Below are 22,338 nucleotides of genomic sequence, written 5' to 3'. Positions count from 1 at the left end.
GTCGCCGCGTCCACCGCGACGGGCTCGTCGCGCGGCAGCGAGATCGCTTAGGCCATCGGTTTCCATCGAGCGCAACCACTGACCCTGCCCCATGGAGTTCAACTGCCGCGTGGAGCGTGTCCGCGTGGGCAGGCTCGCCTGATCTACACGAGTGCCGGTAAGCGTGCCGCAGCAAATTGGAATCAAGCCGACCCGTACCGCAGCCGCGCAGCGCGAGGAGGGGGAAGCAGCGCGGCAGAGCCTTTCTGGGCGACGCGCACTGCGTGTGCCGCATCGCATCCTCGATCTTGAACAGCGACCTTTGTAAGATCAGCCGTACGCAGCTCTGCGCTCCAACGAGTACCCCGAAACCACCCCGCGGAACTCACCCGCCGAGTGGCTCAGCGTGCAAGCGTGGCAAACACTTGTCGGTGGTTTACCCAGGCGGCACCGTCATTCTGCGCGCCGACGACCACGACCTGCGCTGGTGACCTGGGCCGTTTCCGCGCCAACGTCACCCTCGCTGCGACCCTGAGCGAGGTCGTGGATCCCGCCGAGCGATACGACGACTGGTGCTTTCGCCTGCGCGAAGACCTCACTGCGGCAACCCAACGTGAACTCACCGCCGACGCGTCGAAGCGCCTCCTGCTGCCCGAGGGGCAGGAAGCACTCGGCCGGCTCAAACGCGTCGACAGCTACGTGCCGTCGAGTAACGAAACAAGTCGTATGCTCGCTACGCGTGTGACTCGCGCGTGGTGTGCGGCTTACCGTCGACGTCATGAGAGCCGCATCAGGGGAGAAAACGGGCGTGGTTGCCGGGCTGGCGGACATGGCAGGACTAATCGATCCGGGGATCGCCGTCCCGGTGATCGTGGTGCTGGCCGTCGGGTTTCTCGGTTGGGTGATCGTGAGTGACGGTCGGACGGTTCGGCTAGAACGGCTGATTCGTGCCTTCAGGGAAGGGTGCAAGGGGGCGGACGATGACACTTGATCATGCTGCCGACGGCGCCGGCGAACGGCGGCTGGTGACCAGGCTGGAGATCGCCCAGGCGGCCGGTGTGCATGGGGCGGCGGTGAGCAACTGGATGCGGCGGCACCCGGACTTCCCCGACCCGGTCAGGACCGTGCCCGCTGACCTCTTCGCCGCCGAGGAAGTGGCCGAGTGGCTCGACAGCCGCAAGATCCAGCGCGATGAGCGGCGAGAGGGCGAGACGGCCGGTGTCACCTACGGCCGGCGCTTTCGTCTCACCGTCGGCTTGGCCGATGTCCACTCCGACGTAAAGGTGGCACCCGACATGTTCGCCGAGGCCATCAAGGCCGACCTGTGGAAAAGCCTCGAGCCTGGCTTCACGGAGAGCCAGGACCGCACGATGTTCCAGGAATTGATCATGGCGCTCGTCTGCGTCCAAGCGATCGCCCCGAAGCAGTGGGCCCGCATCGCGGACACCTACAGTCCAGACCTCTTTGCCCGCGTGTGGTCCGCCCTGCCGACAGCCGACGGCATCCGTCCGGAACTGTTGGACAGGATCGTCCGAGACGGGTGGTGGCAGGCTCGCTTCCGTGCCGGCGTCAAGGTTCTGCAACGCTGGGTCCAACCTGGTACGAGTGCGCCACAGGAAAGGGCCGGCCGCCGGTTGACGGCCGCCGCGGCCTTCGACCACCTGCTCGATCGGTTCGCGCAAGCCCGTAAGTCCAGCGACGACGAATACCTCACCCCGCACGGCGTGGCTCGCCTCATGGTGCTGCTCGCTGATCCAGGACCAGAAGACCGGGTGTACAACCCGTGCTGCGGCTCCGGCGAAATCGTCGCCGCCGTACTGGACCACCAACGCGACAACGGAGCAGACCGGTCGCTGGTACACAACGTCAGCGGTCATGCCCTGGCCTCCCGGGCATGGCGCCTGGCTGTCATGAACACCGCCGTTCACGGCTACCCACTCGACCTCGGCGGGCAGCCGCCCGACGACCTCAAGGTCGTCGACGTCAGCGGCGGCCCCTATGACGTCGTCCTGACGAACCCCCCGTTCACGATGGCCGACTGGCGGTCCGCAACGGAGATTGCGTCTTCCGGTTGGCCGTACGGTGAGCCGCCCCGCCACAACGCACACTTCGCCTGGCTGCAACTGATCGCGGCCTCACTGGCACCGGCAGGACGAGCCGTCGCGGTGATGCCCAGCAGCACCACCTCCGTCGCCACCAGCAAGAACCGGCAGATCCGCGCCGCGATGGTCGAACAAGGCGTGGTCCGGTGCATCATCGAACTCCCGAAACAGATGTTCCGGGAGACGGCCAGCCCGCTCAGCCTCTGGGTCCTCGGCCGCCCCCAGCAGCGTCCGGACTACGAGGTCCTGCTCATCGACGCGAAGAAGGCCACCGAACCCGCGGGCAGGACCCACCGGATCCTGTCCAACGCCGGTAGCCGGCACATCGTCGATCTCTACCGCGCATGGTCCGAGGCCGGAGGGGGTCCGATTCAACCGATCGGCAACCTCGCCGCGGTCTCCGTCACCCTCGAACGTCTCCGCGAGCACAACCACGACCTCACACCATCGACCCATCTCCGCCCCCCGGCCCCGGACGTGACGAGCCGGTCGTCGAGCCTCAGCGCGCTCCGTGCCGAACTCCGCCAGCTCGACGACGCTGCCGTTGCCGCCGACCTCGACCTGGATCACCTACTCGATCGGTTGCAGCCATGGAACCCCTGATCAGTCCCACCCCCGACAACTGGACGCACCGTCGCCTCGGCGACCTCTGCCTCATCCACGGCGGCCCCAGCGGCTCCGACCTCAACGCCGGCGACCGCGACGCCGAAGGCATCGCGGTCATCAACACCGTCGACATCAGCGACGGCCGGGTGTCCGACACTCCGAAAACCAGGATCAGCCCGGAGGCGGTGCGGAGGCTGAGCCGCCGCTACGAACTCGCCGTCGGCGACGTTCTGCTGGCCCGGCTCAGTGGAAGGGTCAATCACGTCATCATCGGGGAACGGGAAGCCGGGATGCTCATGGGCGGATCCACGATCCGGATCCAGGTCACGGAGCGCGCGAGAGGGGTCCTCCTACCGTTCTATCTCCACTGCTACCTGATGCACCCGACGGTCCTGGAATTCCTTGGTCAGCAGGTCAAACAGGGAGTCCAGCCCAGCCTGACCCAGAGCAGTCTCAGAAACCTGCCCACCGCCCTGCCCCCGATGGACATCCAGCGGGAGATCGCCGAGGTGGCGCAGGCGTTCCGGAACAAGATCGAAGCCCACGAAAGGGTCGCGGGGTTGACCCGGCAGTTGTACAAACAGGTGGTCCCGCAGATGGTCGCGAACGAGATGACGTTTCGGGTGTAGCTCAGGGATCACTCACGATTGATCACGTTGTGCAGGCGCCGGTCGTCGCGGTCGACCCGGATGATCCCGCGGCAGGAGGGTGACTCCGGGCGGGATCAAGGGCTGCGGGGCCTGGACTACTGCTGCTTCAGGCGGGCGATCTCCGCTTCGAGGTCGGCTAAGCGCTTCTCCAGCTGTACACGGGTCCGCCGCGGAGCGACCGCTGCGTCCGCTCCTGATCTGCCCTTGACGGTAGTCGGTGGCACCAGCCAACCCACTCGCTGGAAGGCGACGATGGGTCGCTCGTATTGGCAGGTCCAGCATGTCGTCATCGGGTCCGGCTCGAGGTGACCCTGCTCGATCCGGCGGATGGCCTGCGTGTACTCGGCTACGCCGAGATGCTCTTTGATCTGCTCCATCCGAGCCTTGCGCTGCGCGACAGCGTCGGGATCGTTCGGTTCCGTCTGCCGATGGCCGTCCGCTGGCTTCCAATTCAGCGGCGTGATCTGGTGGTCGAGGTGTCCGCATTCCAGCTCCACGGCCCAGTAGCCGACCGTCTCAGGTTCGCGCCGCAGGACCTTGTCGCCTTTGAGATCTAGCGTTGACCGTGTCAGATAGCGGCTCACCGCCTGGTACGGCGTCTCGGGGGTCCGGTGAGTGGTGCAGGTGTAAGCCCCTTTACGCAGCGGGCTACCGCCCCACGACCATGTCATGTCCGTCAGTGGCCGCTCGTCTCCAAGCGTCAGGATCTCGACGATGTCGCCGCAGCCGAGCTGCATCCGCCACCGGAACATCAGCTCCGCATCCGGAAACGACGACCGTATCAATGTCCGGTCTTCTCTCTTCACGGCTGCCAGGGACTCGGCGCGGCGTTCGTTGTATTCGCGTAGCACCACAGCGACGGGCCGGGCTCGGCCAGGCAGCCGCCGCTCCGACTCGTGGTGCTCGTACGTTGTGCCTTCGCGCCGCGCCTTTCGTACCCGTTCCTCCGCACTGCCCTGAAGGATCTCCGAGATTCGGCGGATCTGGTCGGGGCTCATCGGAGGCGGTGGGCAGCATCGTCCGCAATGGCTGACCGCGCTACCCGCCATACTCCATAGCCCGGCGTGGCAGTAGGGGTGCCGCTGCTTGAAGGCTTCCTCCGCAGCCGTACGGGCGGCCTGCTCCTCGACGCTCAGATACATCGTGCCCTTGCCGATCCACGAGGGCGACTCACCGAGCGAGATGAGTTCCTCGCCGCAACCGGGACACGGTTCGCCGGCCATCATCTGTTCGTGAGTCAGCCGGTCCGACTCCGTGTATGTCGGCACGGACCACGCTTCGCACTGGAGATACTTCGTGACGCCGCTGGCGACCATCCGATGGAGCTCACCGTACCTGCGACAGTGCATGCAGTACGGAGTTCCGTCGTCTGCCTTGGCCGGCAACTTGCGCAATGCGGCCTTGGTGATCAACGCCCGTCCTGTCACCGCCAGCGGCCTTCCGTGCGACATTGATGACTCAGGCTATTCCCCTCTCGATCAAGATCGCGTGAGACACCCCGTGTGGCTATCGACATCCCACGAACGAGTGCCTCGCGGCGCATCGCCGCGAGGCACCCGATCGTGCTGGCACTCCTCGGAGTTCGCGTCTCAGCGTGCCCACTGGCGCCGAACCGCTACCTCGGGCGGAGATCGATCATGGCCTTCCCGTCTGCCGCGGGTGGCTTTTCCGAGCGCACCGACTGGGTTGCCGTGGATGGACGCCAAGGGCGAGCAGGCCGGCCGTGGTGGGTTGCTCTTCACTCACGTGACGCCGGCCCGTCGCAACAACTCGGCGTCGTCGGCGAAGCGACCGAGCCCGGTGGTGTCCGCTCGCGTACGGTCGCCTGGCACGAGGCGAGCAGGCCTGGATCAAGGTCTTCGAAGATCAGCGGCCTTGATCTCGACGCTGGTTGTGGCCCCGGCTCTCTCAGCCGCAAGTTCCTGCCATGCCGAGAATCGAGCCCCGATGGGCGCGGAGATCGCTTCGATACAGCCGGGCGTGGTCACGTCGTTGGAGAACGCCCCTCTTCGTCGGGTGGCGGGTTCTTGGCAGCGCGTCGGACAATGTCCTCGGCGTCGAAGGTGACATCGGCGACGATCTCGTAATCGGCGACGCGGGCGCGTAGTGCCGCGAGTCGGACAGCCGCCTGTTGTAGGCGTCCGCCTTCTACGCCAAGCGCGGCGAGTAGGTCAGCATCGTCGATCCACGTCCGGACGCCGTCGACCTCGTCTTCTTCGTCGGAGTGCGTGGTTCCTAGCGTGCTGGCCATCCAGTTCAGTAGTTCGACCTGGGCGTCGAGTGCCACGCACGGTTCACCGCTGCGGAAGGCGTCAACGGCACGTTCGTAGGCGGGTGCCGGGACGACCATCGCTGGTACGCCGGGTGCGTCGTGAGCGACGATCACCGCGGCCAGTTCAACCGCCGGGGTGACGGCTATGGACTCGCATACTTCGTCGCCGTTGTCGACCTCGACGGGCTTGTCCTGATGATCAAGGGGTATCGCTTGGGCCGTGGTGATGGTGCGCCGCTGTGTGGGGTCCGTCGGCGGGCGCGGATCCATGCGAGTGCTGTTGGCGATGGTGATCGGAGTGTCGGCGGGCAGCCGCTGCATCAGTTTCGCGAGCTGGCCGGCGGTCCGGATCTCGATGGTGTGGTCAATGAGGGCTTCGTGTACCGCTGCGAAGGCAGCGGCCTGCCGTTCTTGGAATTCCTGCCAATTGCTGGTCATGGTGTTTCTCCGGGAGTTGTCGTCGGTGTTGGTCCTTGTAGGTGCATGGGGTGACAGGCCGGCAGGGCAGCCGACCTCGATCAGGATCGCGTCGGGGCGTTCGGCGGGTAGTCGGGCCACGATGTCTACCGCCGCCTGCCGGCGAGTCGCCGCCGGTTCAGGGACGGCTGGGCGCGCGGGCCACTGAAGTGGCGGGCCGTCTGTGCTCCGTCCGCCGCTCGCGTCCACGGCGGTAGTCGTGCAGCGAACGGAGTAGTGCTCGACGGCGGGGGTGGCAACCCTCGGGCTGCCACCCGTCTGGCGAATGTTGTCCGTCTACGCGGCCCGTTTCCGCTGGCGGGGGAGCAGCTTCGCGGCGGCTTCGGCCTTGGCGCGTTCGACGTCGAGTTCGGCGATGACAGAGGTGTAGACGTCGGTCATGGCGGCGGAGGAGTGGCCGAGCAGTTCCTGGATGTCTTTGAGGTCTGCGCCGGCGGCTTTGAGGTAGGTGGCGGCGCAGTGCCGGAGGTCGTGGAGTCGGATGGGTGGTAGGTCGGCGTCGCGGACGAGGTTTTCGAAGCGGTCGGTGACGGTGTTGGGGTGCCAGGGTTGCCCGTCGGGTTGGACGAAGAACAGTCCGGTGTCGGGCCAGGCGTGGCCAGCGGCGAGTTTCCACTTGGCGCGGCGGGCGTGGTGGGCGCGCAGCACGGTGCGGGTGACGCTGGCCAGGGCCATGATCCGGTTGCCGGACTCGGACTTGACCTTCTTGATGACGGGTGTGTAGCCGTGGGTGGCCATCTGTTGGGTGACGCTGATCAGGCTGTTGTCGAGGTCGACGGCGGTGTCGGTGAGTCCGACGGCTTCGCCTCGGCGCAGGCCCCGGTGCAGGATCAGGGTGAACAGCGGGTAGAGGGCGATGTCGTGTTCTTCGGCGTGGTCGAGGAACGCGCCGGCCTGTTGCGGTGTCCAGACCATGACGGGGCTGGGTCGCTCGCCGGTGTCGCGCCACCGTTGGACGGCGTTGGCGGTCCAGACACGGGCCTTGGGCCGTACGCCGGAGGGCAGTTCGATGTGGGCGGCGGGGTTGAAGTCGATGAGCCGGTTGTTGCCGCGACGGATGGCGTCATTCAGTGCCTTACGCAGGGTGGCACGGATGCGGTGCATGCTGGCCGGCCGGGTGGTGCGCAGGCCGCGGACGCTGGCGCGGACGGCGGGGTCGTCGCTCTGGCGGGCGACCTCGATGGCGGTGCTGCGGTCGGCGATGGCGGTGAACATGGCCTCGATGTGCTCCACCCGCAGTTTGACCAGCGGGATGGCGCCGAGGTGCGGGACCAGGTGGGTGCGGATGTGCGACTCGTAAGCGAGCATCGTGTTGGGTTGGACGCTGCGCAGGTTGCGGCGCGACGCCAGCCACGACTGCAGGTATTCGCCGACGGTGGTGGTGACGGTGGCCGGTAGGCCGGCGCGGACGCGGCGGGCGATGGTGTCGCGGTCCGGTAGCGGGGCTCCGGAGGCGACGGTGAGGAGCAGGTCGGCGATCTCGGCGGCGACGGCCGGGTCGTCGCTGGCGAGGGCGAGCAGGGCTTTGGCGTGGTCGCGGTCGGCGGTGGCGGCGTCGCGGGTGTCGAAGGTGCTGCGGCGTAGTTGCCGGCGCGACTTGCCGGGGTGGGCGGGCAGTTCGAGTTGGTAGGCCCACCGGCCGTGGGCGGGGCTCCACGCCCCGCTGGGCCGGCGCAGCTGCGGGCAGCGGTTGCCGAGTTTGCGCCCGTCGCTGTCGCGGCAGGAGCAGCGTTTGAAGACGGATCCTTCCGCCATGGTCAGGTGTTCCCTTCGGTCGGGGTGTGCGGCAGCCGGGGGCTGCGGATTCGGTACGGGGTGATCGACGCGTGACTTCCGCCGGTGGTCAAGTCGTCGTCGGGCGGTCCGGTCGAGGACCCCGGGTCGTCGGCGGTGGGTAGGTGCAGGGCGGTGAGGATGGCCGCGACCGGTACGCGGTAGCGGGTGCCGAACCGCAGCACCGGGACGGGGAACCGGTCGCGTTTGGCCAGGTCGTAGGCGACGGATCGGGACAGCCCGAAGATTCGGGCGGCGGTGCCCAGGTCGGTGACCGTGCCCAGGGCGCGGATCCGCTGCGTGGTCCAGGTGTCGTGGGAGCCGTCGCCGGCTGGGCGGGTAGGAGTCGCGGGGATGGGTTGCTGGTCAGGGGTGCTCATCGTGCGGTGGTCCTTCCGGTGATCAAGACAGGAGCGTCGACGGTTTCGCCGGGCGCGGGCGGCTGGCCGATCCGGCAGTAGCCATCGGCGCGGAGATGTCGGCGGCACCCACGCCGTGGCCCGGGCGTCGGCGGATCGTTGAGCAAGCCAAGTGCTCACGACACGGACGAAGGCGGTACGGGTTAACGGGCTGGACAGGTGCCGCGTGGCCCGAGTGGTGCTCGTACACGTTGATGTCGACCGCGCCGGGCGAGTCGTGCCTGACACTTGTAAACCCGCGTTTGTGTGCTCTGGCGAACGCCTGCCTCACTCACAGCCGCTCACAGCGACTCACAGAGCCGCCGTTCAACCGCTGACTCTGGTCCGCGCCACGCACCGCACCTGGTGCCAACCCGCCCGCCCGAGGCGCACGAACAGCGATGAAAAATCGATTTCCTAGCGGGCGCCTCGCGGTCGGAAGTGACCCCTGATGTCGCGCCCGATGACATGCCGGCGGCCGCGTGAACGTGTCACACGACCGTGGCCGCGGCGGGCGCAATGACTCATGTTCATCGATGTCAACGGTTGCTGGCGGACACGTGACACCGCGAGGTGCGCGCCACTGCCGGCGGGCCTTCGGTCGTTCTGCCCGCGCCGGCGCAGTGGCGTCACACCGGTGCCGCTGGCGCAGGTGCGCCCCGTGGCCAAGCGGAAGTCAACGAAGACCCGTGTCGCGCGCACATCCCGACTGTCAATGCCCTGCTCAGCGACCGCGCCGGACAAAATGTCAACGACTGGCGTCGATGACACATGCCACCGCTCGGACATCGTCTTGCGGCACACGTTGACACGATCCACCAGTTTCGAACAACACCTACGAACGCGATGTCAATTGCCGAGTGTGGATGGATGGCGCCTGCGGTCGGCGTGCGTGTCCGGACACACGACGCGGTGTCACTGTCGGCGGCTCTGCCACTTGCCTGTGGCCGCGCCACGCCGCGGCGGACAAACTGTCAATCGAAGGACGTCGTTGACATCGTATGGCGGCGCGGCACCGGGCTGGGCGTCGGAGTTGGCCTCCCGCATCTCCCAAAGGTGCGACGGCGCCTGGCGTGAATGAGGCGCTGCATGAGGTCCCCGGGTGCCAGGCGGCGTCACCGTGGCCGAGACCCGGGTCGCTTCCACGTGGCTCATGCCGCGAAGCGCCAGCGGGTACGTCCCACCTGCCCGTTGACAGCGAAGTTGTCCGCGTTGGTCCCCGTGGCCAGGGACGGCTCATCTTCGGCGGCACGGGAGTCGGGTCGCTGTGAGCCGCTGTGAGTCTTTGTGAGTGGCTGTGAGTCGCTGTGGGTGCCAGGGTGTAGGGCTCCGGAAAGCGCCTCGTCTCGCGCTCTCGCGCCGGGGCCGCACGCACTCACAGCCCTGGTCAGGGCCCCCGTAGGAACGTGAGCTGGCCGTCGGTCGACGCGGAGCGGCGCAGCGCTGTGAGCGGGTGTGAGTCGGACAGGCGTTCGCCAGCGCACACAAACGGTGGTTATATGAGTGCAAGCGCAGTGCGGCCCCCGATCGGGCGTACGTCGTGCCGGCTGCCCCGGACGACGTGGGCCCGTCTATCCGGCCGCGCCGACCGGTGGCCATACCGCCCAAGCGGTCGTCCGGGCGCGGTACCGGCTCGCAGATCCGCTTCCTCACTGGGCGCGACCATCGACCTGGCCGCTTCGCGGGCCGGGTAGGAAGTGACCTGCGGACCTGGTGTCATCGCGTCATTCGCTGGCCCGTCGCGGCGGCGCCGGGGCTAACGGCCAGATGACGCATCGCCGGGGATGGCGTAATTCGGGGTCCGCGGGCGGCGGGAGTGTGCCACCGACGGCGGGACTGTCCCGCTGTCGCCAGCCTGGCCGAGGGAACGGGGCCCCCGTCGACGGAACCCGGTACCCGCTGGACTCGCGGGGGATCGAGCGGCCAGCTCGTCTTTCACACGCCTCCGGCCGTTTGCCACTTCTCGGCCGGCCCTCGCAGAAATCAACGGCCCGGTGAACCGTGCCAAGGTCAGTTGCGGCGTCAGTGCCCGCCTCCGTTGCGGGGTCGTCCTTGAACCTGACCCCGCAACGGACCCCCGGTTCCGCTCACATCGCAGCACACGCCGCCAGTGATCAGATCCGTCCCAGCTCAGAGAGACCTTCCGGTCTCTCCCTCACCCGCGCAGGAGCCACCAACCATGTCCGATCAACTCCTTCGTGCCCAGTCGATGCTGACCGCCCGCGACCACGTCCTGCTCGGCTGGCTGGCCGACCACGGCGTGTTGACCACGCCGCAGGTCGCCTACGCCCTGTTCCCGTCGCTGGACTTCGCCCAACGCCGGCTGCGCCGGCTCCACGATGTCGGCGTCATCGACCGGTTCCGGCCGCTGAGGACCGACGGCGGCTCCTACCCGTACCACTGGGTCCTGGACCAACTCGGCGCGGAACTCGTCGCCGTGGACCGTGACCAGCCACCGCCACGGCCCAGCCAGACCAAGGCCCGACGCCGCCGCTGGACCGTCGCCCGCATCCTGGACCACCGGCTCGGCGTCAACCAGTTCTTCACGGACCTCGCCGGTCACGCCCGCACTCACCCCGACCATCAACTGCGGCGGTGGTGGCCGGAGGCGCGGTGCGCCGACCTCGGTGTCTTCGCCAACGCCGACTCTCACGTCGCACTCCAGGTCAGTCCCGCCCCGGTCCATCCCGACGGCCACGGCATCTGGACGGCCGGCAACCGGCAGGTGCCGTTCTTCCTCGAGTACGACACCGGCACCGAACCTCTGACCGAGCTCGTCCGCAAACTCGACGACTACCACCAGATGGCCCGCTGGGGAGGGCCGCAGTGGCCGGTGCTGCTGTGGCTGCACTCCGCCGAGCGCGCCCACCACCTGCACCAGCGACTGGCAGAGCAGACCCTGTTCGCGCCCGTGGTCACCGCCAGCCGCGACCATGCCGCCCGGGCCGCCATCGGCCCCGCCGGACCGCTGTGGCAACTGCACGGCCATCACGGCCTGCTCACTCTGGCCGACCTCGCCGACGCGCTGCCCTTCCTGCAACACCCCGACCATGGGCCCGACGCGTTCGGCCATCCCTTCGCCCCGCGCCGGAAGGCCGGGCCGCCGCAAGGCTGAACAACAGACCGCCGCGCCCGAACGTCGGTCGACGGCAGGACCTGCGACGTACGCCGCGTCGAGCCCTGTCTCCGACGTCGCCACACCTTGCGACTCCGCCGGTGTTCACGCCTGTGCCGCGATCCGCACACGGAGCCGCCGAGCGACACCGCAGCCCCCGCAATCACCCCCGCCGCGCAGCGCCGCGGCGGACGTGATGCCACCCGGGCGACCGCTCCGACGCCGTCGCCCGGGGCATCCGTCCCACCGCTGCCGCCGATTGGCGGCACGACCTCGGGGGTACCGGTCATGTTGACCACCTACCACCCACCGTCCCGTCCCGTCCACCCGACCCATCTCGGCGGAGCTGGCCCTCACCGAATCCCACCGCCTCCGCCTCCGCGACTGGTGGGCCGTCGAGATGCTCGCCGAGCACCGCACCCTGACCACCACCCACCTCACCGCGCTCGGTTTCGCCACCGACCCGGCATCGTCCGCCCGGCGCCTGACGATCCTCGCCCGCCGCGGCTGGATCGACCGCCTCCTGAGCACCGCCATCGCCGACACCGGCGACACCTGGTGGTGCACGGGCCCGCTCGGCGCCCAGCTCACCCACTCGGCGATACTGGCCGTGTCACGCCGGCACGGGTCTACCGGGCCCGCGACCGGCTGCGCGAGCACCCGCGCCTGCCCGCTCTGCTGCGGGCCAACGGCTTCTTCGTCGACCTGACCACCCGAGCCCGCACCCAACCCGGCACCGATCTGCGGACCTGGTGGTCACCACGCACCTGCGCACTGATCACCACCTCGCGGCACAATGTCTGGCACGGCGAGTACATCCACGACCGCAACCGACACGCCTTCTGGTACAGGCCCGGCCCCGGATACATCCACACCAGCGCCCTGGCTGACCGCGTCCACCACTACCGGCGGCTCGCCGAGCGGACCGGCCTGGCGACGCTGTTGTTCCACGCCGCCGACGCACAGCGAGAGCAAGAGCTGCGCCGGCACCTCGACCGCCGCACCCTGCGGCACCTCACCGTCGTCACCAGCAACCCCTACCAGGGACACCCCGCCAACCCGGTGTGGCAGCCGATCGGCGACACCCGCCGCTTGGCCCTGACCGACCTCCCGCACAAGTCCGAGCAGCCGGCCGCCCAACAACCTGATCTACGACGTCAGGCCACGCGCTCCGCACCCCATTTACGACCCCGACCGCCCGTACGATGAAGCTGTCGCGACGGCGACTACCAGTACTCGTCGAACCACTGAACCACCAGACCCCTGTCCCTCGGCCGGCCCACCCAGGCCGGCCGAGGGACAGCCACTCGCACAAGCTGGAAAGCCGACGACGACGCGAGTTCGACAGAACAGGTCGCGACGCCAGACCGTGCCTTCCCGCGCTACTGAGTGAGGCCATCAGCGAGTGACGAGACATCCATTAGCCGACTGCCTCCACAAGCAGTTTTAAATTCGTGCGAAGCTCTCGGAGGCCAAGGGTTTCCTGAGCAATTCGTTCGCGGCCCAGAAGCAACTGAGAGATCGGGCTACGTAGATGCTCAGGCGCCCAGGCAACTAGCGTGGAGGGGTCGATGATGCCGGGGTTGGATCTGTCTGGGCGAGGAACGCCGTGTGCGAGCAGCCACTCGTAGAGCGCGGTTGCAGGTTGAAGAGGCGGCAACTTGTGCGCGTTCGCCGTCGCGGCGGCGCTGGCTGCGATGCGCAGTCCAGCGGCGTCGAGGTCGCCTACGTAGTACAACGCGGTTGGCGCCGGGTCGAGCAGGGTCACGGCTGTAATGGAGGTGGGGAACTGGTTGCCGCAGCCCCACCCGATGTGCAGGTCGGGGCGCACGGCGGGATTCAGGTGCCGGGCTGTCTGCAGGAGCGAGTGGAACGTCGCGTTGTTTTCTGCCACCAGCAGCCGCGTCGGCCCTACCCCGGGGACGTGCTGGGAGGGGAAGGGTACGGGCGTGGGATAGCAGGCAAGTAGGTCGAGGGTCAGGGCCCCGGTGGTAAACAGTCGTTTGGTCGTCTCGATGGCGAGTGCCTTCTCGTCGTCGAGGACCTCCAGGGAGCGTTCTTCGAGAGGGACGGGTTCGGCGTCGGCGTTGTTTCGCAGCCAGATGGCAATCTTGTCGAGGAGTTGGTACTCGTCCGGTCGGGTGGCGATCGCGGCGGCTGCTTCGAGTGCTTGCGGCCAGACTCGCCGTGCCGGTGTCGCCCGGGCCCGACGGGGCTTCGTCGTTTTGCCCACCCAGAGCGGCAAGGGCGGTCTCGTCCGGTCGTCCCAGCCGGAGCGTGCCTTCGGCAGCACGACGGCGCCCGCTTCGGCGAGGCTTGCCAGGACGGCGGCGAGCCGGGTCCGTGCTGTCGGATCGCCGACGAGCGTCGGGTCGGCGGCGGTGGCATGCCGGAGCAGGCCGTCGACCGGTACGCGGCTTGTCGGATGGTCTGCGACGTAAGCGACAATAACGTCATTGAGCGTCGTCGTCATGTCGACGCCTCAGTGTGGGGATGGTTCCCCTCACCGCTGGACGATTCGTCATGTGCGACGCGGACGCCGGTGATGAGTCGCTGGTCGGTGTCGGCGAGCGTGTCATCCTGGACGATGTAGCGGCGGTTCCGGGTGCGGCCCGGGCGGTTGTCCAGCCGGATGACGTTGGGGAACCGGGACACGGCATCGGGGTCTTTCACCCCGGTGGTGTACACGAGCTGGACCTTGTGTGCGGCGGCGACCGCTCGTTGGAGGCCGACGAGGCTGCCGTGTGAGGCACGGCCGATCGGGTTGTCGAGCAGCAGGACACCGCCCGAGCGATCCCGGCGTCCGGCGTTCACGGCGCGCAGCGCGGCGATGGTGCAGTAGAGCGCGACGCAGACGGTCAGTTTCTCTCCGCCGGACCATTTGCCGAGCCGGGTGATGTCCTCGGTGGTGGGGACGAGGTCCAAGGCGGGTTTGAGGACCTTGACGGTGAAGCCCCGGGTTCCGGCTGCCTCCTGGACGGCATCCTTGAGCAGCGGCAGTCCTTCCGGTTTGACGCCGTCGGCGATGCGCCGTTCCACGACGCGGTTGACGTAGGTGCGGAGGTCCGCGCCGCTGGCGGGTGCTTCGAAGGAGATTCTGAGCATCTGTTTCCCGGCCCAGCCTCCGGTCTTCGTCGCCACTCGCGAGTACCGTTCGGCCTTGCGCAAGGTGTCGAGGGTGTTCGAGACGAGGCGGGCGAGGGAGTCGGTCACGATCGCCTGGTCCTTGGCGATGTCGGCGAGTTCACCGTTGATCATGTCCGCGCGCAGTCTGAGCTGCTTCGCCAGGTTTCCCGCGTGCTGCGCCAGCACGTCTTCGTTGTCGTGGAGGACGCGGTCCTTCGCGGGTGTGGCGACCCCCGGATACCTGCTGCCTGTTGTCCGCAGGTCCCCGACCGCGTTCGCCCGGGAGACCGCCGCGTCGCCCGCACGTTTCTCCGCGGCACGCAGCGTTTGCATGGCCGCCTGCTTGTGGGTCTTAGCCTCGTCGTCGGGCCCGGCGAACGGCGCGATGACCCGGTCGGCCGGGTCGGGAAGACCGTCTGCGAGCAGCTCGAATGCCGTGGCCCGACTCCGGTATTCACCTTGCTTGGCATCAACGTCGCGGAGTTCGCCCTCTGCGGTTGTTCGCCTTTCGACGCACGCTTGGCCGATCTCGTCATGCTTAGCCGCCAGAGCGTCGGCCTGCTCTGCTGTGGTTGGCTCAATCGGCAATGCGCGCCTGGGCGGATCGGTGCGTCGCGCCCGAATTCTGGTGAGCGTCGCATGGTGCCGTTCGATGTCGCCGGAGGCGTGGCCCTTCCGGCCAACCGCCTCCTCCTTTGTCTCTCGGGCGGCGGCCAGTGCCGCCGCCCGGGCCGGCTTGGTCTGCCCCTCCGCTGTGGTGATCAGGACAGCGGCACGTTGCAGGGTCTCGGCGGTGACTGCAGCGAGGGCCTGTGTTTCGGTCGCCAAAGCCGTGGTGAGGTTGCGTTCCCGCTCGGCGAGCACCGACTGGGAAGCCTGGACCTGCCAGGTACGGGCGGCCTCCTGACGCCGGGCGCGTAGGACATCAAGAGACACCGCCGGATCGTCAGGAAGGTTCGGCTCGGAGTCGAGGAACGTCAGGCCAGCGGCCTCGCTTCGGTATGCGCTGGCCGCCTTGCCCTCGGTATCGGCTAGCTTGCTCTGCTCGGTGGCGTGGTCGAGGGCACGGTTCGCCTCCTCCGTAAGGTGCTCGGCCCGGTCGTGGGCATCCTTCGATCGCGACTTGGCGTCGGCGAGTTCGCTGCGCCATTGCGCGGCCGCCCCCATCTTCTGGATCAGGCCGGACAGGCGGGCGCGGGACGTCTCGATGCCGGAGATCTGTCGCTGTGTCCGCTGCCCCGTCGCCGTGTCCTCGGCCTCCGCCTCGTCGAGTTCAGCGAGGTCAGCGCGAACTTGTTCGAGTGCTGCCGCGATGCCGAGGAGGGTGTTGTCGAGGTCTTCGATGCGGCCGGAAAGGCTGTCGAGGTGCCCGGTGGGGCAGTCGGCGAGTAGTTGGGTGAGCTCGCCGAGCAGCGCCCGGTCGGCTTCACGCGCTTCGGTTAGGCGGGACTGCTGGTCATCGTACGTCTCGGCACGGGCGGCGACCTGGCGAACGTTGCCCTCGGCCCAGGCCGGGTCCATCAAGCCTCGATGCAGTCCCATCCACACCGGGCCAGTGCCGCCGGGGCCTGTCCAGCTGGAGCCCACGATTGCGGTGGCGGCCTGAGCGGTGTAGACGCCGACGAGCGCTGTGGTTGCCGTGTCGACGCCGGCCAGCGCGGTTGCGGCGGTGTCGGCTTGGGCGGTGGGGATGACGAGACCGACGCCGAGGCGCGCGAGCTCCGGGTCCGTAACCGTCTCCAGCATGCGCGTGCCGGGTAGCAGGGTGCGGAGGTGGTCCCAGCCGGTTTCGGCCATGATGCCGTGTTCGGCCAGAACAGCTTGGACTCGCTCGGCGTCGAGGGTGGTGGGTAGCAACCCGGTGCGTGCGTGTACGTCGAGGATGCGTTGGTCGTCGATGCGCTCGGCCTCCAGCCGGATGAGCGCCACATCGGTATCGACGATCGCGTCCGACAATCGACGGGTCAGGGTATCCGCTTCTGCCCAGACGTCCACGGGGGCCTCGCCGGTGGCCTCGGTGAGATCCTGTACGCGTTCGCGCGCGACGAGCTTGGACGCACGTTCGACAAGAGCGGCACGTTCCTCCGCGTGCCGGGTGCGCTGCGCGTCGAGCCGGACCTGCTCACCCGTCAGCGTCGTGAGTGTGCTAGTCAATGCGCGTCGCACCGCCGGGCGATGTTCACGACGGCCCTGGATCTCTTCAAGGATGCCCGTGAGGGTGGTGTGCTGTTCGGCGAGAACGGCGTCATGGTCGACAGGGTCGGTCTGCTCGTTCGGAAGCACGCCGTCGCGGATAGCCGCGCGTAGATCTGTGGCCAGCGACTCCAGCCGAGCCGTCGCGGTCGCCGCGGCCCTGTCCGCTGCCTGCGCCTGCTGGCCGGCTTCCTTCGCCGCGGCGCGGTGCGCCTCGACGTCTGCCTTCGCCGCCCTGGCGGCTTCAGCAGCCGTTCCGGCTTCAGCCTCGTGGGTTTCGGCCAACGTGCGCAGCCGGGTTCGCAGGCGAGCGCTGTGCTCGTCGTGCTCGCGCCGCAATGGTGCGGTGCGCTCGCGTTCCTCGCCGGCCTCTCGCCGGGTGCGCTCCAGCGCGTCTTGCAGCTCTTCCTTCTCTGCCAGATGTCCGGCTGCCTCCCATGCTTCGATGAGCCCGGCGGTGTCCCTGATGACGCCGTCGGCCCTGCTGTATTGATCCTCCGCAGCGCGGAGTCGCATCTGGGCGGCGCGTTCCTCGTACAGGTAGACGAGCTCGTACGCGGCGCCGCCCTCGGTCACCGCCGCGGCGCGGCGCTTCTCGATGCCGTCGCGCTGCCCGGCGAGGGCCTCGATCCTATTTTTCGCTTGAAAGACGGTCGCAGCGAAAGCGGCGGACAGCTTGGCCGCCTCGTCAACGGCTTGCTGGAGGGCGATCGCCGATGCGTCGACCTCCTGCTGGCAGACGTGAATGCGGTCCAGGCCCGTTGCCGAGTCAAGGCAGAAATCACGCTCGGCCGTCTTGGCGGGCTTGGTCGCGAGCAGCGATGCGATCGAGGCCAGACGATCGGCGACGCCGATCGCATCTTCCGGTGCAACCGTGAGATCGATGAGCAGGTCGATGAACTCGCGGGCCGACGAAAATCGGAACATGTCCTCCACGCCGCCCTCGACGTGGTTCATCTGTTTCTGCGTGCGAAACAGTGCTGGGTCGAGGCCGCGACTCGTCAGCGCGGCCGTCCACTCGTGTTGCTTCTCGGAGATGACCAGATCCATGGCCTGCGGGTAGGTCGCTGCGAATTCCTTCAGAGCGGCGACATAGCCCGCCCGGCGACACGGCTCACCGGCGGCGTCAAGGATGGGGAGGCGGTGCAGGTCGAGCACGCCCGGCACCGCATAAAATGCGTAGAAGGTCGTGTCGAGCCGGTCGCGGGCCCGGTCGGCGTCGGCGGGACGGCGCAGGTCGGACCACTCGTAGACGACGCCGGTGACGAGGATGCGGTCAGGTGAGCCGTCCAACGTGTCCGAGGCGGCCGGATGCCACACCGCGACGGTGTGCGCGGTGTCGCCGCTGTCGACGTAGTCCGTGAGGCTGCGTTTCACCGTACGCCCCATGAAGTCGATAGCTCTCGGCAGAAGCAGCGCGTAGAACAGCGACAGTAGTGAGGACTTGCCGCCTCCGTTACGCAGCCACACTACCGAGTCGGCGGGGTGGCTGCTGCTGTCGTCCGGGCCGGTGAGGTCGAGCGTGACGTCGGTGAAGCGAGCGGATCTCTCCCCGATCGAGTGGAGCCGGAATGCGGCCAGATGGTAGGTCATGCTTGCTCCCCGTCGGCTGCGGCGGGCGGCTGGACAGCGGGGCTCGACGGCCGAATGTGCGGCCGTCGGGCGATGTCCGCCAGGAAGGTGTATGCAGGTTCACCGGCCATGTCCTTGACCTGGACGCGGAACCGCTCAGTGAGCATCCAGGTCCCGCCAGTGCTGTCGGCACGGGCCATGCCCTGCTCCACGAGCCAGCCGAGGACGTTGCGAACCCAGTAGAGGGTGCATTTTGGCGACAGCCGTCCGGAGCCGCGGCCCTTGTCGCCGACGAGCGTGGACGGCATCTCGTGATAGGCCCGCCAGGCCTCGTCCAAGCCGTCGTCGGGGACTGGCTCGCCAGCGGCGTCGTGCTCTTGCAGGCGTTCGCACATCGCGCGCATCCACTGCTCGAACTCGACGTCCGCCACGCGGCGAATTCGTTCCTCCTCCAGGTCGGCCGGGGTGGGGTAGGCGTAGGCGGCCACGCCGACCAGGACGAGGCCGGCCATCAGGCGTCCTATCCGGGTCGCCGCGTGAGGCATGTCGCCGACCCGGTAGGCGAACGGAGACTCGGGGCTGACGCCGAGGACGAGTCCGAAGTCGCCGTCGGACAGGACGCGGGCGTGCAGCCCGTGCAGAACCGCATCGGCGGCGATGCGGAAGTCGGACTCTGTGCGGTACCGGCCGAGCACCCGACGGTATTCATGGCTGCGTCCGGGTCGCTGGGTGGGTTGCAGCGCATACGCGATGAGGGTCCCGATGTCGGTGTGATCGTTCTGTGTCAGCGTCATCGCGTCTCCGCGTGTATCCAGGGGTCGTCGGTGACCGGTTGCGGGTCGGCGGTCGCTAGGGCGTCGGGATGCGGAACGATGATCAGGTCGTCGCCGTCCCATCCCGGCAGATCGAGCTTCAGGTCGTCGGCGTCCGCGACGGCACGCGGCCCCAGGATCCGCGCGGTCAGGTCGACCGATGCCGTGTGCTCGGTGTCGGTCTCCTCGGGCGCGAAGCACCACAGCGCGGCCAACGCCAGGATCTCCGCGGCCCGCTGCCGGTCGGTGCCGCTGTCTAGGCCGGGATCGGTCAGGGCATCGGCGAGCAGCGCCGACAGGCGGGCGGGCAGGCCTATCCGGATGACGACCCGCCGTGCGGCGTCCACGATGTCCGGCCCGATCGTCGGCGGATCCGGGTCTCCCGCCTCATCATCGTCGTCAAGGTCACGGTCGTCGTCGGTGGGGTCGCGCACCGCCCACAGGTCGTAGACCAGCCGGTACAGCCGAGACAGTCTCGGAGGGCGCGGACCGGTTATGTCCGACATCCACCTGTCGGTGACCAGGAGGGCGGTCTCGCTGTCCAGGCCGAGCAACGGGGTGAGGATCTCCCGGCTGAGGTCGGGCAGGTGGCCCAGCGCCGGTGGCCGGAACGACTGCCGATCCTGCTCCTCCAGGAACACGCCGCGGGCGGCGATGACCTGCCGGTGCAGCGCGTCGTGCCGACGCGAAGATTCGGTGAGCAGCGCGGCGATCCTGGCTGCCGCCATGGTCACCTGCTGGTCGTCGGATTCCAGCGACTCGCGGACCTTGGCGAGCAGGCGATGCTCGGCCTCCACCCGACCAGCGATGTGTTCCCGGGCCGTGGCCAGGCGTTGCGGAACAACCGTTGCCCACTCCTGGATGACGGCACGCAGATCCCGGCGGGTGTTCTTGATCAGCTCGTGGAGGTCCTCGGCGAGCGAGACCGACAGCAGCCGAGCTCGGACCGCGGCGCGTTCCGCGGCGTCGAACGCTCCTTTGGCCAGCTGACGTTCCAGTAGCACCTCGTTGGCGACCTGCTCGTCTTCGACGTCGAACTCCAGTCCACCGACCAGCGCGTTGATCGCGTCGCGGGTGGCCTTGAGGACGACGTCGCCGCGCACCGGGTCCTCTCGCTCGATCAGCAGCCGGAACTGTACCTGCCGCTGCTGGTGGGCCCGGGCCTCGTTGGTGAAGTCGCTGATCCGGTAGGTGAACGGCGCCTCGCGCTCGCCCCGGTTCAGGAGAGCGTCGACGGTGTACTCGCCGACGCGGCGGTGTTCCGATGCGGGTCGCTCTGGTGCGGTACGGCGGGCGAGCGTGGTGAGGCCCTCCACGACGTCGTCGTAGGTGGCTTCCTCCTCGAATCCCTGCTGGGCAATGACCAGATCAATGGCGGCGAGGGCGAACGTCGCGACGTCGTAGGTGGCCGCCGGCCAGCCCTGCCGGTTCGCGGCGACGATCGCCTCGGTGATCGGGCGGGATCGCATGAGCACCGCGACCCGCACCGGGAAGGTGCGGTCGAAGACTGAGAGTTCCGCAGAAGCCGGTGACTGGGACACGGCGGTGCCGGCGAGGTCGAAGAGCTCGTCCACTCATCTCCTTCCATGCGCTTCCGCACTCGTACGGTAATCGATCGTTCTCAGCGGGTGAGGTCGGCTGCCGAGGCGGGTAGCCGGAGGCGCCGTCCTTGCTGAGACATGGCGTGCATCAACTTGAAGCCCTCGCGGGTGAGCAGATCACCGTTGAGGACTGCCATCGATACAAGGTCGATCGTTTCGCGCGTGGTGATTCCGCGAAAGCGGGCGAGCCGCAGAGCTTCCTGGTCGTCCGAAATCCACCATGAGCCGGCCAGCTCTGGCCAGTGCTCAATCACGTAGCAGGTTTCCGCCTCGCCCAGGTGCTGCAGCGGCTTATCGTCCGTACCGCCGAACACCGCCCGCCGAATGCGGTTGATCTGCTGGATGTCGGACTCGTCGGTCACCTCGATCGCCTCGCCCAGCCAGCCTTCCGAGGCCAGGCGGTGCAGGGCGGAAAGGACGCTCGCCGATCGGCTTGCCTCGTACGCGACCGCTTCGGTCCAGCGCCCCCGTCCGTTGAGCACCGACTTGAGCAGGTCGAGCCGGTCGATGGCGGCAAAGTTGCACAGGACGGTGTTGTCCGGGAACAGGAACTCGCTCATGGGGCATCGTGAGTTCCGTGCTCCAACTCGATCCCGCGCCTGAGTTGGTCGACATCGACGCCGAGTAGGCTCGCATAGGGGCGCAGGGTCGCTGCGCCGGCTTCGTAGGCGGCGTAGGTGTCTCGGACGAGAAGCCCGGGCGGGCGTGGTCGGGCCGCCTCGGTGACCAGGTGGGCGAACACCTCGCCCCGGCCGGCTACGTGCGCTGCTTTGGCGGCGGTCAGGGACTTGAAGCGGTCGCAGGTTCCGGCGTCGATGAGCCGTAGCTGCAGCAGTCGGTACGCCAACGCGGACGGCGTCACGATCAGATCACAGGCTAGGGCAGCGAATGTGTCATCGGTAAAGCCGGTGGGGCCGGCGGCGGCGCGCAGTATGTCCTCGGGCATGAGGAAGGCAGCGGCGAAGGCGTTGGCCCGCATTTCGCTCGGGTCCTTGGCCTGCGACTTGTCGTAGACGTCCCGGTCAAGATGGACGTCCTGGTTGTCGTCGGTGAGCAGGTGGGCCAGCTCGTGGGCGAGGGTGAACCGCTGCCGGGCGGGCACGTGCGAGGTAGCCATGAGGATGAGCTTGACGTGCTGGGACGAGGTCGCCAGGCCGTCGAACCCAGGGCCTAGTTCGACGACGGCGACGTCGGCGCCGAACACCGCCTCGATCACGTCGGCCAGGTTGCCGGTCGCGACCGACCGACCCGCCTGCGTCAGGCGGGTGAGGGCTGCATGAGCCAACCGGCGCCCCTGATCCGCGTATCCGCCGTTCGTGGGACCCAGGGTCAGCGGCCGCCAGGGCTGCGGGTAGCCGAATGACGCCATATCGGCGCGCAACGTGCTGTATCGCCGCGCAGCGGTGATCGCCTTGGTGGCACTACCGCCGGTGGTTCGGGCAGCCATCGCCAGCGGCGGCTCGTCGCCTGTGATGAGCCAGTCGACCGTCACCTGGCATAGCTCGGCGATGCGTGCGAGATCGACCGAGGAGAACCGGCGGGCACCGCTGAGTGACTTCGACATCTTCGACTCGTCGAGGCCGATGCGCTGCCCAAAGGCGCGACGACTCATCCCGGATGCCTCGATCAGGCCCAGGACTCGCTCGGCAACGCTTGACATGT

At 68.2% G+C, this 22,338-nt stretch carries 15 protein-coding genes; 5 read left to right on the top strand and 10 right to left on the bottom strand.

The genetic code is table 11. From position 1 onward, the window contains the following. The first annotated feature begins 757 nt into the window (after positions 1-757). The 3 genes from AB0J36_RS09750 (at position 758) to AB0J36_RS09740 (ending at position 3,316) form a co-directional block, all read left to right on the top strand. Positions 758-970: a hypothetical protein gene (locus tag AB0J36_RS09750; RefSeq protein ID WP_357392520.1), complete on the top strand. Its 213-nt coding sequence runs from the start codon at positions 758-760 to the stop codon at positions 968-970. Between the two features lie 133 nt (positions 971-1,103). Beyond that, the gene (locus AB0J36_RS09745; RefSeq protein WP_363660394.1) at positions 1,104-2,684 is read left to right on the top strand and encodes an N-6 DNA methylase; all 1,581 of its coding nucleotides are present in this window, start codon (positions 1,104-1,106) and stop codon (positions 2,682-2,684) included. Continuing rightward, positions 2,672-3,316, top strand: coding sequence for a restriction endonuclease subunit S (locus AB0J36_RS09740; RefSeq protein WP_357392518.1), 645 nt, complete (start codon positions 2,672-2,674; stop codon positions 3,314-3,316). The genes AB0J36_RS09745 and AB0J36_RS09740 overlap by 13 nt, the downstream gene beginning before the upstream one ends. Positions 3,317-3,432: 116 nt before the next feature. On the opposite strand, the gene AB0J36_RS09735 is transcribed toward AB0J36_RS09740, so the two are convergent. From AB0J36_RS09735 to AB0J36_RS09720, 4 genes are all read right to left on the bottom strand, one after another. After that, positions 3,433-4,749 (bottom strand): hypothetical protein, encoded by a 1,317-nt coding sequence (locus tag AB0J36_RS09735; protein ID WP_357392517.1) that lies wholly within the window; start codon positions 4,747-4,749, stop codon positions 3,433-3,435. Positions 4,750-5,321: 572 nt separating this feature from the next. Beyond that, on the bottom strand, positions 5,322-6,167 hold the full coding sequence (locus AB0J36_RS09730; RefSeq protein WP_357392516.1) for a hypothetical protein: 846 nt from the start codon (positions 6,165-6,167) through the stop codon (positions 5,322-5,324). Between the two features lie 195 nt (positions 6,168-6,362). Next, a complete protein-coding gene (locus tag AB0J36_RS09725) occupies positions 6,363-7,841 on the bottom strand; it encodes a site-specific integrase (RefSeq protein WP_357392515.1) in 1,479 nt (492 codons plus the stop codon). 2 nt (positions 7,842-7,843) lie between these two features. After that, the gene (locus tag AB0J36_RS09720; RefSeq protein WP_357392514.1) at positions 7,844-8,239 is read right to left on the bottom strand and encodes a DNA-binding protein; all 396 of its coding nucleotides are present in this window, start codon (positions 8,237-8,239) and stop codon (positions 7,844-7,846) included. Positions 8,240-10,436: 2,197 nt separating this feature from the next. Between AB0J36_RS09720 and AB0J36_RS09715 the strand changes: the two genes are divergently transcribed. Continuing rightward, positions 10,437-11,372, top strand: a complete 936-nt coding sequence (locus tag AB0J36_RS09715) for a replication-relaxation family protein (RefSeq protein WP_357392513.1) — start codon at positions 10,437-10,439, stop codon at positions 11,370-11,372. Positions 11,373-11,930: 558 nt separating this feature from the next. After that, the gene (locus AB0J36_RS09710; protein WP_357392512.1) at positions 11,931-12,581 is read left to right on the top strand and encodes a hypothetical protein; all 651 of its coding nucleotides are present in this window, start codon (positions 11,931-11,933) and stop codon (positions 12,579-12,581) included. 211 nt (positions 12,582-12,792) lie between these two features. Here the strand turns inward: AB0J36_RS09710 and AB0J36_RS09705 are convergent, their stop codons facing one another. The 6 genes from AB0J36_RS09705 to AB0J36_RS09680 are packed head-to-tail and all read right to left on the bottom strand — an operon-like array spanning position 12,793 to position 22,336. Continuing rightward, complete coding sequence (locus AB0J36_RS09705) at positions 12,793-13,845, bottom strand: Wadjet anti-phage system protein JetD domain-containing protein (protein WP_357392511.1); 1,053 nt, start codon at positions 13,843-13,845, stop codon at positions 12,793-12,795. Next, positions 13,842-18,284 (bottom strand): hypothetical protein, encoded by a 4,443-nt coding sequence (locus AB0J36_RS09700; RefSeq protein WP_357392510.1) that lies wholly within the window; start codon positions 18,282-18,284, stop codon positions 13,842-13,844. Before AB0J36_RS09700 ends, AB0J36_RS09705 begins: the two co-directional genes overlap by 4 nt. After that, positions 18,281-19,057, bottom strand: a complete 777-nt coding sequence (locus AB0J36_RS09695) for a hypothetical protein (protein ID WP_357392509.1) — start codon at positions 19,055-19,057, stop codon at positions 18,281-18,283. The genes AB0J36_RS09700 and AB0J36_RS09695 overlap by 4 nt, the downstream gene beginning before the upstream one ends. After that, positions 19,054-20,649 carry a hypothetical protein gene (locus tag AB0J36_RS09690; protein ID WP_357392508.1) on the bottom strand — a complete coding sequence of 532 codons (1,596 nt, stop codon included), beginning with the start codon at positions 20,647-20,649 and terminating at the stop codon, positions 19,054-19,056. Before AB0J36_RS09690 ends, AB0J36_RS09695 begins: the two co-directional genes overlap by 4 nt. A 47-nt stretch (positions 20,650-20,696) precedes the next feature. Beyond that, positions 20,697-21,236, bottom strand: coding sequence for a hypothetical protein (locus AB0J36_RS09685; protein WP_357392507.1), 540 nt, complete (start codon positions 21,234-21,236; stop codon positions 20,697-20,699). Continuing rightward, a complete protein-coding gene (locus AB0J36_RS09680) occupies positions 21,233-22,336 on the bottom strand; it encodes an XRE family transcriptional regulator (protein WP_363660393.1) in 1,104 nt (367 codons plus the stop codon). The genes AB0J36_RS09685 and AB0J36_RS09680 overlap by 4 nt, the downstream gene beginning before the upstream one ends. Positions 22,337-22,338: the final 2 nt, after the last annotated feature.

The organism is Micromonospora sp. NPDC049662, from assembly GCF_040675055.1.
In the GTDB taxonomy this organism is placed as follows: domain Bacteria; phylum Actinomycetota; class Actinomycetes; order Mycobacteriales; family Micromonosporaceae; genus Micromonospora.
This window is presented reverse-complemented; position numbering and strand designations above follow the sequence as displayed.